This window comes from Xanthomonas sp. MLO165 (genome assembly GCF_018831305.1).
Lineage (GTDB): Bacteria > Pseudomonadota > Gammaproteobacteria > Xanthomonadales > Xanthomonadaceae > Xanthomonas > Xanthomonas arboricola.
Window position 1 is genome coordinate 3,338,772 of the sequence record NZ_CP029263.1, and the last position, 14,446, is coordinate 3,353,217.

Below are 14,446 nucleotides of genomic sequence, written 5' to 3' on the forward strand. Positions count from 1 at the left end.
CGATCCGGTTCAACGCTGTTGCATCGGCGCCAGGCGGCAACCGTACGACCGGGCAAGCGATGACAGCTCAGCCGACGGCCGGGACGTCATGCGCAGCGGCGGCATCGGCCAGCACGCGTGCCAATGCCTGTGCAAGGAGCTCGCCGGTGACCGGCTTGCGCAGGAAGCCATTGCAGCCGGCGGCCATCGCCTGCGGTTCTGCGTCGGCATCGGCACGTGCGGTGACCGCGACGATCGGAAAGCGCACGCCGCGCGCGCGCAACTGCGCCACCAGCGCCGCACCGTCGATGCCCGGCAGGTCCAGATCGCACAGCCCCCCGTCGAAGCGGCGCGTACTCACCTCGGCCAACGCCGCCAGACCATGCAGGACATGGGTGACCTGATGGCCACGCGTCTGCAACAGGCCAACGATCACCTGCGCCACGGTCGGGTCGTCTTCGACCAGCAGCAACTGCAATGGCGCCTGTGCCTGCGGCGAGCTTGCCCGTGCAGGCGCAGGCACTGCGGGGAGCGCACTCACCCAGCGCAGCGGCAGCTCCACCACAAAACACGCCCCTTGCCCCAGTTCGCTGCTGACCGTCACCGCACCGCCCATCGCCGCTGCCAGTTCGCGGCAGATCGCCAGGCCCAGGCCGCTGCCGCCATGCCGGGCCAGCGTCACGGCGCCTTCGGCCTGCTCGAAGCGCTGGAACAGGCGCCCGCGCTGTTCTGCACTCATGCCCGGGCCGGTGTCGCACACTTCGATCCGGATGCCTTGCCCGTGGCTTTGCGGCACCACCCCCACACGCAGGCTGACGCTGCCACGCTCGGTGAACTTGACCGCGTTGAACAACAGGTTGAGCAGGATCTGTTGCACCCGGCTGGCATCGCCATGCAATGCAGGCGGCAGCGCGTCATCCAGCTCGCAGGCGAAGGCCAGCCGCTTCTGCTCGGCGCTCGGGCGCACCAGCTCCGCCACCTGCCCGATCAGCTGACGCAGATCGAAGTCGCGGTAATCCAGCGGCAGCTTGCCGGCCTCGATCCGCGCCAGGTCCAATGCATCGTTGACCAGCCGCAGCAGATGCTTGCCGGCCAGCTGGATCGCGCTGGCATAACCCTTCTGGCGTCCGTCCAAGGGCGTCTGCAGCAGCAACTCGCTCATGCCCAGCACACCGGTCATCGGCGTTCGCACTTCGTGCCCCAGGGTCGCAAGAAAGCGTGTCTTGGCCAACGATGCCTGCTCGGCCAGCTCGCGTTTGTGCTGGGCCAGCTGCCACTGCGCGCGCATGCGCACACGGCGGCGGTAGGCTGCCGCAAGCAATGCGCCCAGCAGCAGCACAAGCAGGCAAATGAGCGCGATGCCTGCGTCACTGCGCCACCACGGTGGATTGACCGAGAACCGCAGCGAGCGCATCTGTGAGCGATTGCCCAGCGGATCCACCCCTTGCAGCGTGAGTTCGTAGCTACCGGCAGGCAAGCTGGCGAATTCCCGGATTCCCGCGTTGCCTGAGGTCTGCCATTCGGTGTCGAAGCCTTTCAAGAAACTGCGATAACGATTGGACAGCGGGTCGCTGTACGACAGCAGACGGCTGACGATCTGCAGCTGCCGATCTCCAGGGCCAAGCTGAAACGGGCGATCCATTGGCAGCGCGACGCGTGCACCATTGCGTAGCACACTGACATGTTCCAGCTGCAGTGCCGGAACAAACGGTGCGATATCAGGCATTGCGGTATCCAGCAGCACGGTGGAGCCATCGCTGGTCGCCCCGATCAGGCTATCGCCCGCCATCAGCAGACAATGCTGAATGAATTCCTGGCTGGTCAATCCATCGCGTGTACCGATATTGCGTAGGCGTGCCGGCGTCACCGAAGGGTCGATCCGCCATAGCCCGCGCAAGCTGGAAATCCAGACCCTGCCACGCAGATCGATCCGCATTGCGGACGCATCGAACCCGGTCAGGCCATCCGCCTGGCCCACCTGACGCACGCGCACCCAACGTGTTGCGGTTTTTTTCCATTGTTCTGCACCGACGGCCCGATACACCCACACCATCTCCGGCGATTGGCTGGCAAACGCCTGGATCTGCGTCCCTTCCAACCCTGGGACCGGCACGAACTGGTGTGACGCTTCGTCCCAGGCAAACATGCCGCCTTCGCCTGCAACCCAGACACGCCCGTCCGGGCCCTGTTCCAGCTGCTGTACGGCGATATCGCGCAAACCGTGCAAGTCCTGCTGCGTGATGCGCTGCAAGACACGACCGCTACGCAGATCGCGCTGCTGCAGCATGTCGATGAAGGCCATCCACACCGTATCGCCATGCTCGATGATCCAGTCAGGCGCCGATAGCGCCGACGCCGGTTCGGGGCCATCGGACGGCCAGTGGATGAATTCACCGGTCCGCAGGTCCATGCGGGAAAGGCCAAAGCTCAAATTGCCTAGCCAGACACGTTGCAGGCGATCCTCCAGCGCCGACACCAACTCCATGTCCTTGAGTTGCGACGACTGCAACCCTGTCTGAAACGTGTCGCCAGTGCTTGGATCGACCCGCAACAAGCGACCTTCCGCATCGACTTGCCACAGACCACCGGAACGTGTGGCAGGGGCCAGGTTGCAATAGATGGCATCACCCGTCGGCACCGCGGGTTTGAGCACGGCAGTGCGCTTCCAGTCTGCCGGCAAGTACCCAAGGCCGGTGCCATGCATCGGAACCCATAGCCCGCCATCAGCGGCTCCAAGCAGGCCAATGACATTCCGGCGTGACAAAGCCCCCTCTCCGCTGAAGGCTGGGACCGGTGGACGCTCGCCGCGGGTCCGCCACAGACCGCGTCCGCTTCCCAACCAGAATTCGCCGTCCGGGGCAGCCACTGCACCCCAGAATTCGTTGCCGGTGCCGAACATCGTCCCCCAGGGAAGCGGCTGCCATCGATCGTCGGATCCCATGACGTGCAGCCCCGACTCGCTGCCCAGCCACAGACGGTCCCCCGCCCATTGCAGACCGAAGATGGCAGACTGCCGGTTAGGCTCGTCCGGGACATAGACGCGATGCAGACGTTTTCCGTCGTAATACGCCAGTCCACTGGTGGTTCCGATCCACAGCCGCTGCCGGTTGTCTGCCGCAAGATTCATGACCATGGCCTGGTCAAGGTCGCCATCGAGCGTACCCAGATCCACCGACGACATCACGCCGGAAGTATCGATGCGAATCAGCGCGCCGGTCGTGGTTCCGGCCCAGATATCGCCGTCGAACGCAGTGATGCTGTAGATCTCGCCGTCCTTCATCGACGGATAGTCAACCGCGCGGTAGTGCCGAAAATAGCCTCGTCCGGCATCCATGACGCTCAGCGTCTTGCCGCAGCCGATCCATATCCTGTCAAGCGCGTCGATGTGCAGCGCCTGGATCGCGTTGCAGGGCAACGATGTCGGGTCGGAAGGATCATGTCGCCAGGTCCTGAATCCTGCGCCGTCGTACCGCACCAAACCATCCAGGGTGCCAAGCCACAGATAGCCGGCGCGGTCCTGGTGGATCGCAACCACCATGGTCGATGGGAGTCCGTCGCTGGGACCCACGATCCGGAAACGCGGAATCTCCGGAATCTTCGCCACACAGGGCATTGCGCCCAGCAGCAAGACCAACAAAACAGCAAGCGCACGCATGTGGGCATCCTTTCCACGTCCAGCCCGCATGCTCGCAACGGATCGTTGCGAGCGCAAGCCAAGCGCGGTGCAGCGGGATATGTCTAGAATCCGCCCATGACAACCCTCGCCCGCCTGTTGCTGCTTCCCGCCCTGGTCGTGACCAGCCTTGCCGCGACCGCCGCGCCGGTGCGTTACGCGCTGGATCCGGTGCACACGCGGGTGCTGTTCGCGGTCGAACATGCCGGCTTTTCCAAGGCGTTGGGCACCGTTTCCGGGACCAGCGGCACGCTGGTGTTCGACCCGGACGACTGGGCCTCGGCACGGCTAGACGTGACCGTGCCGCTGCACCGCGCCGACCTGGGCGACGCCAAGTGGAACGAGGCCACCCTGGCACGCAACCTACTCGACGCCAAGCGCTTTCCCGACGCGCATTTCGTCTCCACGCAGGTGGAAGCCAGCGGCGAGAACCACGCCAAGGTCACCGGCAACCTGACCCTGCACGGGGTCACCCGCCCGGTCACCCTGGACGTCACCCTCAATGCGCTCAAGCGCCATCCATTGCCGCCGTTCCGCCGCACCGCCGGGTTCTCCGCCACTGCCACGCTGAGCCGTGCGGAGTTCGGCATCGACGCGTGGAAATCGATGATCGGCGATACGGTGGAACTGCGCATCGAAGCCGAAGCCGTGCGCGACGGCCGCGCCGACGACGACACGCCGCAACCCCAAAACGCACCCGCCGCCCCTGACGCTGCGCCCAGCCCGGAATCCTGAGCATGACCCTGAAGAACATCGAACGCTGGGGCGGTGTCAGCCAGACCCTGCACTGGCTGATCGCACTACTGATCCTGGTGCTGGGCATCGTCGGCCTGACCATGGGCGAATTGCCCAAGACGCCGAAATACTTCTGGGTCTACACCGCGCACAAGTCGGTGGGCCTGACCGTGTTGGCACTGGTGATCGTCCGGCTGGCCTGGCGCCTCTATGCGGGCGCGCCGCCGCCGGTGGCCGGCACCCCACGCTGGCAGGAACGCATCGCCGGGCTGACCCACTGGCTGCTGTACGCAATGATCTTTGCGATGCCGCTGTCGGGCTGGTTGTACGACTCCACCAGCGGCCTGCGCCCGTTCCGCTGGTTTGGCCTGTTCGCCGTGCCCAAGCTCAGCCCGCCGGACGAACAATTGCGTGCGGTTGCGCACTTCATCCACGAGTGGGGCTTCTGGCTGTTGATTGCCGTGGTGCTGGCGCATGCCGGCGCTGCGCTCTACCACCACCTGTTCCAGCGTGACGCCACCTTGGTGCGGATGTTGCCGCGCGGCTGGCTCTCTTCCAAACCCTAAAGGATTCCCCATGTCGTCCAGGTTGTTCGCCTCTCCCCTGCTGGTCGCCGCCTCGCTGGTGGCCACGTTCGCCACCGCCCCGGTCCTCGCTGCCGACTACGTGCAGGCGCCCGGCTCGTCGCTGGTGTTTGCCAGCAAGTACGACGGCGAAGTGTTTACCGGCAAGTTCCCCGGTTTCGACACCACGCTGAGTTTCGACCCGGCCAATCTTGCCGGCGCCAAGCTCGATGTGCGCATCCCGCTGGCCAGTGCCATCAGCGGCAACAACGACCGTGACTCGACCCTGCAGGGGCCGGACTTCTTCAATGTCGCCAAGTTCGCCACCGCGCGCTACCGCGCCGACAAGTTCCGCGCACTCGGCGGCAACCAGTACGCGGCCGACGGCACGCTGGAACTGCGCGGCGTCAGCAAGCCGGTCACGCTGACCTTCACCTGGACACCCGGCACGCAGCCGGTGCTGGCCGGCAAGGCGGTGGTCAAGCGACTGGACTTCGGCGTCGGCGGCGGCGACTGGGCCGACACCAAGACTATTCCCAACGAAACCGCGATCAGCACCAAGGTCGTGTTCAAGGCGAAGTAACGCCACCGGCCGCAACCGGACGCGGCCATTGAACGGCGGACTACCTCGTCGGGTCCGCCGTTTTTTTGTGCCTGACGGCCGGATGACACCGCGCGACAGCTAGACTCGGCATCCATCCCAGGGACGCCGCCGATGCGCACACATGGAATCTTGACCCGCTGGAATACCAATCGCGGCTTCGGCTTCATCACGCCGGCGCAGCCGGGGGATGATTTGTTCGTGCACATTTCAGCGTTTCCCCGCGGCTTTGAAACGCCACGCATCGGCGAGCTGATTTCCTTTGAGATCGAACCGGGCAAGGATGGGCGACGGCAGGCAGTGCGCGTGATGCGCGCTGGCGCGCAGTCAGCCGGACGTGGCGCACGCCGGCAGCATGCGGCAGCGCGATCACCATCGCCCCATCGCTCGCTCGGGCTGGGCAAGGTCATGTTGCTGCTGCTTGTGGCAGGTGCTGGCGGCTATGCGTATCTCAGTCGGGACGCGCTGCTGCCAGCCCCCGCCCCCACTGAAACTGCGTCAGCAGCACCGGCACCGGCAACGGCAACGGCAACCAGGACGCTGCCAGACCGCGCAGCGCTCCAGAGCTCGCCAGCGATAACGCCAGCTGCAGCAGCAGGCACAACGTCGGCCACAACCGCACCCACACCGCACTACAGCTGCGGCGGCCGCAAACACTGCTCGCAGATGACCTCCTGCGACGATGCCACCTGGGTGTTGCGCAACTGCCCCGACACAACGATGGACGGCGACCACGATGGCGTGCCCTGCGAGCAGCAGTGGTGCCATTGAATCAATACGGCTGACACCTTGAACGGGCGGCCGACACGATTCGTTCGTCAGCCCCATCGTGTTGGATGCAGTCAAAAGCCGAGGTCAAACGCTGAGTCGGTCGAGGGCGCGGTGCCCTCACCAGACAGATGCCGGTTGTGTTGTTGAAAACCCTACACAACGACCAGCTCGACGGGTCCTTGTCCGCCCACCGTCGCGGGACCTTACGCGGCCTCGATGCCGCGTAAGCGCCTACACGGACATACGTGCGGCGTGTCCCGCGAAGGTGAGCGGGCAAGCGCCCGGCAGCCAAGCAGCAGATCGGCCGCCTTGCAGCGAAGGCCCAGATCATCCGCTCCGCACCAGACGGGCACGAAGCCGTTTTCAGCCACTCCAGATCCAAAATCTGGCGCGCACCGGAGGCGAACACGCCGCTTCATCGCGTACCGGCATTCAACCACTCGCGCAACCGCCGGCTGTCGAATGGCCAATCCAGCTCGCGCCCGTGCGTATCGCCCACCACCGGCACACGCTCCCCGTAAGCGGCCTCAAGCGCCGCATCGCCGTCGATGAAGACACTGCCGAACTCGCCTGCGCGTGCCTGCGCCAGCACTTCCACGGCCTGGTCGCACAGGTGGCAGTCGTCGCGCTGGTACAGGATCAAGGCCATCGGGAACTCCCATGCTGCGCTGCAGCCGTGCCGCAAGCGCCGAGCGACTAGAATAGCCGCCTTTACGCTCACCTCTCCGGCAAGCATGGCTGTCAGCACGTTCGACCTGTTCAAGATCGGCATCGGTCCGAGTTCCTCCCACACCGTGGGGCCGATGCGCGCGGCCGAGCGCTTCGTGCATCGTTGGCTGCTGGATGCCGGCCGCCTGCAGGATGTGGTGCGCATCCGCGCCGAGGTCTTTGGCTCGCTGGCCCTGACCGGCCGCGGCCACGGCACCGACAAGGCCGTGCTGCTCGGCCTGGAAGGCCACCGCCCCAACCTGATCGACCCGGACATCATCCCGGCCACGCTGGAGCGCATCCGCACCAGCAAGCGCATCAGCCTGATGGGCCAGCACGTCGTCGCTTTCGACGAAAAGCGCGACCTGCCGATGAACAAGCGGCAGAAGCTGCCCTACCACACCAACGGCATGCGCTTTACCGCCTACGATGCCGATGAAGCGGTGATCGCCACGCGCGACTACTACTCGGTCGGTGGCGGCTTCGTGGTCAACCAGGACGATGCCGCCGACGACCGCATCGTGGCCGACGAAACGCCGCTGCCCTACCCCTTCCTCAGCGGCGACGAACTGCTCGCGCAATGCGCACGCAGCGGCCTGAGCATCGCCGCGCTGATGTTCGAAAACGAAAAGAGCTGGCGCAGCGAGGACGAGATTCGCGCTGGTCTGCGCGAGCTGTGGGCGGCAATGCAGTCCTGCGTGGAGCGCGGCATCCGCCAGGAAGGTACGCTGCCGGGCGGCCTGAACGTCTCGCGGCGCGCGCCGGCGTTGTATCGCGAGCTGTCGTCCAAACCGGAAGCGGCAATGCGCGATCCGCTGACCACACTGGACTGGGTCAATCTCTACGCACTGGCCGTCAACGAGGAAAACGCGGCCGGTGGTCGCGTGGTCACTGCACCCACCAATGGCGCAGCCGGCATCATTCCGGCGGTGCTGCATTACTTCGACCGCTTCTGCCCCGGCGCATCCGAGCAGCGCATCTTCGACTTCCTGCTCACCGCTGCGGCCATCGGGATCCTCTACAAGGAAAATGCCTCCATTTCCGGCGCCGAGGTCGGCTGCCAGGGTGAAGTGGGCGTGGCCTGTTCGATGGCCGCCGGCGGTCTGGTCGCCGCGCTGGGCGGCAATCCGGGGCAGATCGAAAACGCCGCCGAAATCGGCATGGAGCACAACCTGGGCCTGACCTGCGACCCGATCGGCGGCCTGGTGCAGATCCCCTGCATCGAACGCAATGCAATGGGCGCGGTCAAGGCGATCAACGCCAGCCGCATGGCCATGCGCGGCGACGGCAAGCACAAGGTGTCGCTGGACAAGGTCATCAAGACCATGCGCGACACCGGCCGCGACATGCAGGACAAGTACAAGGAAACCAGCCGCGGCGGCCTGGCGGTCAACGTTATCGAATGCTGAGCCGGGCGCGGCCCCGGGCCGCGCCATGTATTGCAGTCACTCTCCAGGCATCGCGAAACTGGGCAATGCATCCAACGGCAGCGCCCGCCGATGCAGTCGCATGCCAGCGCTGTACGTCCCCACCACATGCCGCCATGTACCGTCTGACGCTGGATTCCGACGGAGATCGCGATGCGACAGCTTGCCTGCACTCTCGCCCTGGCCCTGGCCTGCGGCCCTCTGATGGCACAGGAAGCCAGCTACGGCCCGCGCCTGGAAGGCTTCGATTACCCGTATCCGGTCAAGACCTTTGCGTTCACCTCGCAACGGCAGCCGCTGGAAATGGCGTACCTGGATGTCGCGCCCACCGGCAAACCCAACGGACACACCGCCGTGCTGCTGCATGGCAAGAACTTCTGCGCCGCCACCTGGGAACAGACCATTGCCGCGTTGAGCACCGCCGGCTACCGCGTCATTGCGCCTGACCAAGTGGGCTTCTGCAAATCCAGCAAGCCGGCCGCCTATCAGTTTTCCTTCGCGCAACTGGCCGACAACACCCAGGCGCTGCTGAAGAAGCTGGGTATCGAACGTGCGGTGGTGGTCGGCCATTCGATGGGCGGCATGCTCGCCATCCGTTACGCGCTGATGTATCCGCAGGCCACCGAGCACCTGGCCTTGGTCGACCCGATCGGCCTGGAAGACTGGAAGGCCGAAGGCATTCCGTGGCGCAGCGTCGATGCCTGGTACGACAACGAACTGAAGATCAGCTTCGAGCGCATCAAGAAGTATCAGATGGAGGTCTATTACGCCGGCCAGTGGAAGCCCGAGTTCGAGCGCTGGGCGCGCATGCAGGCCGGCATGTCGCTGGGCAACGGCAGGCAGGCAGTTGCCTGGAACCAGGCGCTGACCTACGACATGGTGTTCAACCAACCGGTGGTCTACGAACTACCCAAACTCAGCGTGCCGACCACGCTGTTCATTGGTCTCAAGGACCGCACCGCGATCGGCAAGGACACCGCACCGCCCGAGGTCAAGGCGCGTGTCGGCGATTACACCAAGCTGGGCAAGCGTGCGGCCGCGGCGATTCCGAACGCGAAGCTCGTCGAGTTCGCCGATCTCGGACATTCGCCGCAGGTGCAGGACCCGACACGGTTCAATGCCGCGTTACTGAAGGCGATTGCGCCGTAAGCAATGCCAGCGGCGGTGCGATTGGCATGACCAACGCATCCTCCGAAGCTGCAGCTTGCGCAAGGGCGAGCTGCAGCTGAGCCGTTTGCAAGGTGCAGAGCAGTCGGCAGGCCATCAACACGCGTGGCGATCCAATCGACAGCGCGCGCCCCCACAGCCGCGCTCAAAGAGCGCCGGCGCCTTTCCATGTCCTTAGCCGGCTACCCAGCCACAATCCGCAACACATCATCCAGCAACGCCGCCGCCGTGACCTCGGCACCCGCGCCCGGCCCCTGGATCAGCAATGGCTGCTGGCGATAGCGATCGCTGCTGATGGCGACACGGTTATCGGTGCCGGCGCCGCCGGCCAGCGGGTGATCCAGCGCCAACTCGCGCAAGCCGACGCTGGCACCATGTGCGTCCACACGGCCGACGAAGCGCAGGCAACGCCCCGCGGCACGTGCCTGCTGCCAGCGCGCGCCGACCACCGCATCCAGTGCGCCCAGCTGCGCATTCAAGGCATCAAGCGGCAGCCGCGCAATGCTTGCCGGCACCAGCGATTCCACATGCACCTGTTCGGCTTCCAGCTGCCAGCCCGCCGCGCGCGCCAGGATCAGCAACTTGCGCCGCACGTCCTCGCCCGACAGATCGATGCGCGGATCCGGCTCGGTATAGCCGGCCGCCATCGCCTCACGCACGCAATCGGAAAATGCGCCGGTACCGTCGTAGCGATGAAACAGCCACGCCAGCGATCCGGACAACACCCCTTCGATCGAATGGATATGGTCGCCACCCGCCACCAGTGCGCGCACGCTGCTCAGCACCGGCAGCCCCGCCCCCACGGTGGCGCTGTCGCCGTAGTGCGCACCGCTGGCGTGACGCGCCGCGTGCACGGCCTGCGCGCGCGACAACGCGGTGCCCTGGCCTAGCTTGTTGGCAGTGACCACGTGTACGCCACGCAGCAGCCATTCCGCATGCCAGTCGGCAACGACCTCGCTGGCGGTCGCATCCACCAGCACATCGCCGGCACGTAACGCCGTGGTTTCCGCCCACGGCTGCAGCACGGCCTGGCCCCGCGGCGCGGCATTGGCCTGGTGCAGGGCCTGTGCGGCGCTGGTGCCGCAATCTTGGGCAATACGCGAGTTGGCCAACCAGTCAAAGCGCGGCAACTGCAGCTGGCGCTCCTGCAGCGCGGTGTAGCGCGCCACGAACGCGCGCCCCACCGTCCCGGTGCCCAGCAAGGCCAGCCGTGGTGTCGGCGTCACCGCTGCCGCCGAAGCGCGGCGCGAAACAGGCAGCACGGTACTCACGCGTCGACCTGTTTGCGGCTTGCGCTGGTCAGCGTCGCTTCGGCACGCGCCAGGCCGGCGCGCAGATCGATCAACAGGTCTTCTGCCGATTCGATACCGATCGACAGCCGCAGCAGGCCATCGGAAATCCCGGCGGCAGCGCGGGCTTCGGCGGTCATCGCCGCATGCGTCATCGAGGCCGGATGCGCGATCAGGCTTTCCACACCGCCCAGCGACTCGGCCAGGGTGAAATAACGCAGACCATCGACAAACGCGCGCACCGCAGCCTCGCCACCGTCGAGCTCGAAACTCATCATCGCGCCAAAGCCCTTCTGCTGGCGCGCAGCCAGTGCATGACCCGGGTGCGACGCCAGGCCGGGGAAATACACCTGGTTGACCACCGCATGCCCGTCCAGCAGCTCGGCGATGGCGTCGGCGTTTTCCTGATGCACGCGCAGGCGCGCATCCAGCGTGCGCAGACCGCGCAAGGTGAGGAAGGCATCGAACGGCGAACCGGTCAGCCCCAGCGCATTGGCCCACCACACCAGCTGCTGATGCAGTTCGGCATCGCGCGCGACCACCGCACCGCCCACCACATCGCTGTGGCCGTTGATGTACTTGGTGGTGGAGTGCAGCACCAGGTCCGCCCCGAACTCCAGCGGCTTCTGCAGCGCCGGCGACAGGAAGGTGTTGTCCACCACGGTCAACGCGCCAGCCTTCTTTGCCGCCTCGATGACGAAGCGCAGATCGGTGATGCGCAACAGCGGGTTGGACGGGGTTTCGATCAGCACCAGCTTGGGCGACTGCGCCAAAGCATCTGCCAGCGAACGCGGGTCGGTGAGGTCGGCGGTGATCAGCGCGAAGTGGCCCTTCTTGGCCAGCGCGTTGAACAGGCGCCAGCTGCCGCCATAGGCATCGTGCGGCACCACCAGGGTATCGCCCGGCTGCAGCAACGCATTGAGCACCAGATTGATCGCGCCCATGCCGGTGGAGGTGATCACCCCGCCCGCACCGCCTTCCAGCTCGGCCAGTGCTTCGCCGAGCAGATCGCGGGTCGGGTTGCCGCTGCGCGTGTAGTCGTACTGGCGCTTGTTGCCGAAACCATCGAAGGAGAAGTTCGACGACAGCACGATCGGCGGCGTCACCGCACCATAGGCAGTGTCGCGATCGATACCGGCGCGGACGGCGGCGGTGGCGGCAGTACAGGGGGCGTCGGCGGGGTCACGAAAGCTCATGCGGTTTCTCCGGTGATGCGAAGGGCAGTGGCGAGGATCGCGTCGATGCGATCGATTTCTTTCAGGAAGGCGTCGTGGCCATACGGCGAGCGCAGCACGCGCAGACTGCCGCGCGGCCCCAACCCTTCGACCAGGCTGACCAGGTCGGCCAGCGGCACCAGGCGGTCGCCCTCCACCGCAACGACGACGGTGGGCACGCGCACCTGCGCCGGGTCGATGCGATGCAGGTCGATGGATTCGGACAGCCGCAAGTAGGCGGTCACCGGCGTGCGCGCGACGTACTGCGCGCCGGCGGCATCCAGATAGTCTTCGGCGGCCACGCGCACGCGGCCATTGATCACTTCCGGCGGCGCGTCGAAGCGCTCGCTGAATTCTTCCGGGGTGCGGTAGCTGAGCATGGCGAACTGCCGTGCCAGCGCCAGCCCATGGTTTTCGGCACATTGCAGCTGGCCCAGCGCCACCGCGCGGCGCTGCAATGCACGCCAGGCGGCGGCATAGGGATGGGCGCGATGCGCGCCACTGACCGCAACCAGGGTACCGACACGGGCGGCATGGCGGGTCGCGAACTGCAAGCCGACCAGCGCACCGTACGAATAGCCGACAAAGCCGTGCAAACGCGCGATACCCAGCGCATCCAGCAAGGCGGCGATCGCATCGGCCTGGTCGGCGGTATCGATCGGCGCATCCAGCGTGCCGTCGGCACCGAGAAAGTCGAACGCCAGCAGGCGGCGCGATGCCGGATCCAGCGCGCGGCCGGCACCCACCAGGCCATCCACCCAACCCTTCTCGGGGAACAGGTCGCTGGCGGCCAGATGGCGATGCGCGGAAATCCCGCCGGCCACGAACACCACCGGCGCATTGGCGGCGCCGATCAGTTCATAGCGCAGCCGCAGCTCGCGCATGCCGGCATGGCGCATCGGCAAGGCAATGACAAGCTCGCCGCGTACGGCAATCAAGCCGTCATCGGTGGTGGCGGGTGTCTCGGCGTAATCGGTCGGTGATGGCGATGCTGTATTCACGAGGCTCATGGCGATATCCGGGGTGGATCGGCCATCGAGCTTCGCGGGAGCTCGCGTTCGACGTGCGCAAGGCACGATTCGAACCATCTTTCGGCGGACGCGGAGGTCCCCGCAGGATTTGGCACCAAACGCGGGCGCTTGCGCGCTCCGCTGGCTGCCCCGGCATCAAAGGGCCTGTCCCTCCGCCGGTCTCGATGGTGAAGCCAAGATGCCACCACTTTTTTGCGGTGTCAATCTCTTCATGCGGATGGAAAGATATATTTTCATCCGATACCACTGCGGCCTGTGATGGACCGCATACTTGAGGTCCCTCCGTTCGAGCCGATCGCGTGCCCCACCACGTGCCTCGCAGCACCCTGCCCGCCCTCGCCTGGCCTTTCTTGCTCGCGGTTCTGGCGTGTGCCGCACCCGCCAACGCGCAGCAACGCTGGCATTGGCCCGGTGCCGCAAACACGGCTGCGAGCTCGCCATCAGTCGCAGCGGCACAGACGGCGCCCGCATCGCCCGGCACCGGCCCCTCATTGCAACTGGAATGGCAGGCGCCGGCCTACCTGGCCTGGGTCAGCAACCCGCTGGCCGGGCCCGCACAGGTTCAACTGAGCGCACCGCCCAGCGAGGATTACCGCGCCGTGCCGCAGTTGCCGTTGACGGTGCAACTGGCTGCGCACGAGCGACGCCTGCTCGCCCGGCTGTATCCGGTCAGTAACCAGCGCAGCCTGGGTGGGCTTGGACTCAAGCTCGACCTGGTGCCCGGCGATCCGCAGGCCCGCCCGCAGCAGCAAGTGCGCTACCAGCTCCCGTTCCGCGATGCGCCGGTCCAAGTGGACCAGGGCTTTGGCGGGGCCTTCAGCCATACCGATGCGCCCAACTGGTACGCGGTGGACTTCGCGCTGCCGCAGGGCACGCCGGTGCTGGCGGCGCGCGCGGGCACGGTCATGGAGGTGCGGCGCGATGTGAGCGAAGGCGGCCCGCATGACCAGGCCGCCGGCGCCGGCAACCTGGTGCGGGTGCTGCACGCCGACGGCAGCATGGCCATCTATGCCCACCTGGCGCCCGATGGCGTGGCGGTACGCCCGGGCCAGGTGGTGCGCACCGGCGAGCGCCTGGGCACCTCGGGCAGTACCGGCTTCAGCACGGCCCCGCACCTGCATTTTTCGCTCCAGCGCAACGCGGGCATGCGCCTGATCTCGTTGCCATTCCGGATGCTGGGCCCGCAGGGCGAGTTGCAGTTCCCCTCGCCGGCACCGTAAGTGGCGGCACCCAGGAGCGCCAACCTGCGGCCCGGAGAGCCCCTGACCGGCGCTACAGAGGCCGGCTG

12 protein-coding genes and 1 riboswitch are annotated in these 14,446 nt (G+C 66.2%); of the genes, 7 read left to right on the forward strand and 5 right to left on the reverse strand.

Annotation, left to right across the window (positions count from 1 at the left end):
- Positions 1-67: 67 nt before the first annotated feature.
- Entirely contained in the window at positions 68-3,634 is a 3,567-nt protein-coding gene (locus DGN21_RS14135) for a hybrid sensor histidine kinase/response regulator (RefSeq protein ID WP_215824952.1), read from the reverse strand.
- 96 nt (positions 3,635-3,730) lie between these two features.
- Between DGN21_RS14135 and DGN21_RS14140 the strand changes: the two genes are divergently transcribed.
- The 4 genes from DGN21_RS14140 (at position 3,731) to DGN21_RS14155 (ending at position 6,322) form a co-directional block, all read left to right on the forward strand.
- Complete coding sequence (locus tag DGN21_RS14140) at positions 3,731-4,387, forward strand: YceI family protein (protein WP_126966166.1); 657 nt, start codon at positions 3,731-3,733, stop codon at positions 4,385-4,387.
- 2 nt (positions 4,388-4,389) lie between these two features.
- Positions 4,390-4,953 carry a cytochrome b gene (locus DGN21_RS14145; RefSeq protein ID WP_046343717.1) on the forward strand — a complete coding sequence of 188 codons (564 nt, stop codon included), beginning with the start codon at positions 4,390-4,392 and terminating at the stop codon, positions 4,951-4,953.
- A gap of 10 nt (positions 4,954-4,963) precedes the next feature.
- Positions 4,964-5,533, forward strand: coding sequence for a YceI family protein (locus tag DGN21_RS14150; protein WP_126966167.1), 570 nt, complete (start codon positions 4,964-4,966; stop codon positions 5,531-5,533).
- 150 nt (positions 5,534-5,683) lie between these two features.
- The gene (locus tag DGN21_RS14155) at positions 5,684-6,322 is read left to right on the forward strand and encodes a cold shock domain-containing protein (protein ID WP_311542034.1); all 639 of its coding nucleotides are present in this window, start codon (positions 5,684-5,686) and stop codon (positions 6,320-6,322) included.
- A 415-nt stretch (positions 6,323-6,737) separates the two neighbouring features.
- Here DGN21_RS14155 and DGN21_RS14160 read toward each other — a convergent pair whose 3' ends face one another.
- A complete protein-coding gene (locus DGN21_RS14160; RefSeq protein WP_102256090.1) occupies positions 6,738-6,971 on the reverse strand; it encodes a glutaredoxin family protein in 234 nt (77 codons plus the stop codon).
- Positions 6,972-7,056: 85 nt separating this feature from the next.
- On the opposite strand from DGN21_RS14160, the gene DGN21_RS14165 reads away from it, so the two are divergent.
- Complete coding sequence (locus tag DGN21_RS14165; RefSeq protein WP_047126978.1) at positions 7,057-8,439, forward strand: L-serine ammonia-lyase; 1,383 nt, start codon at positions 7,057-7,059, stop codon at positions 8,437-8,439.
- 171 nt (positions 8,440-8,610) lie between these two features.
- Positions 8,611-9,606, forward strand: a complete 996-nt coding sequence (locus DGN21_RS14170) for an alpha/beta hydrolase (protein ID WP_104609311.1) — start codon at positions 8,611-8,613, stop codon at positions 9,604-9,606.
- Positions 9,607-9,806: 200 nt separating this feature from the next.
- On the opposite strand, the gene DGN21_RS14175 is transcribed toward DGN21_RS14170, so the two are convergent.
- Genes DGN21_RS14175 through DGN21_RS14185 form a run of 3 tightly spaced genes read right to left on the reverse strand, consistent with a single transcriptional unit; the run spans position 9,807 to position 13,137 of the window.
- The gene (locus tag DGN21_RS14175) at positions 9,807-10,895 is read right to left on the reverse strand and encodes a homoserine dehydrogenase (RefSeq protein WP_160954746.1); all 1,089 of its coding nucleotides are present in this window, start codon (positions 10,893-10,895) and stop codon (positions 9,807-9,809) included.
- Positions 10,892-12,109 (reverse strand): O-succinylhomoserine (thiol)-lyase, encoded by a 1,218-nt coding sequence (locus DGN21_RS14180; RefSeq protein ID WP_039519681.1) that lies wholly within the window; start codon positions 12,107-12,109, stop codon positions 10,892-10,894. The genes DGN21_RS14175 and DGN21_RS14180 overlap by 4 nt, the downstream gene beginning before the upstream one ends.
- Positions 12,106-13,137, reverse strand: a complete 1,032-nt coding sequence (locus DGN21_RS14185) for a homoserine O-succinyltransferase (protein WP_126966169.1) — start codon at positions 13,135-13,137, stop codon at positions 12,106-12,108. The genes DGN21_RS14180 and DGN21_RS14185 overlap by 4 nt, the downstream gene beginning before the upstream one ends.
- A gap of 71 nt (positions 13,138-13,208) precedes the next feature.
- Positions 13,209-13,329: riboswitch (SAM riboswitch) on the reverse strand.
- Between the two features lie 128 nt (positions 13,330-13,457).
- Between DGN21_RS14185 and DGN21_RS14190 the strand changes: the two genes are divergently transcribed.
- Entirely contained in the window at positions 13,458-14,378 is a 921-nt protein-coding gene (locus tag DGN21_RS14190; RefSeq protein ID WP_126966170.1) for a M23 family metallopeptidase, read from the forward strand.
- The last annotated feature ends 68 nt before the right edge of the window (positions 14,379-14,446 follow it).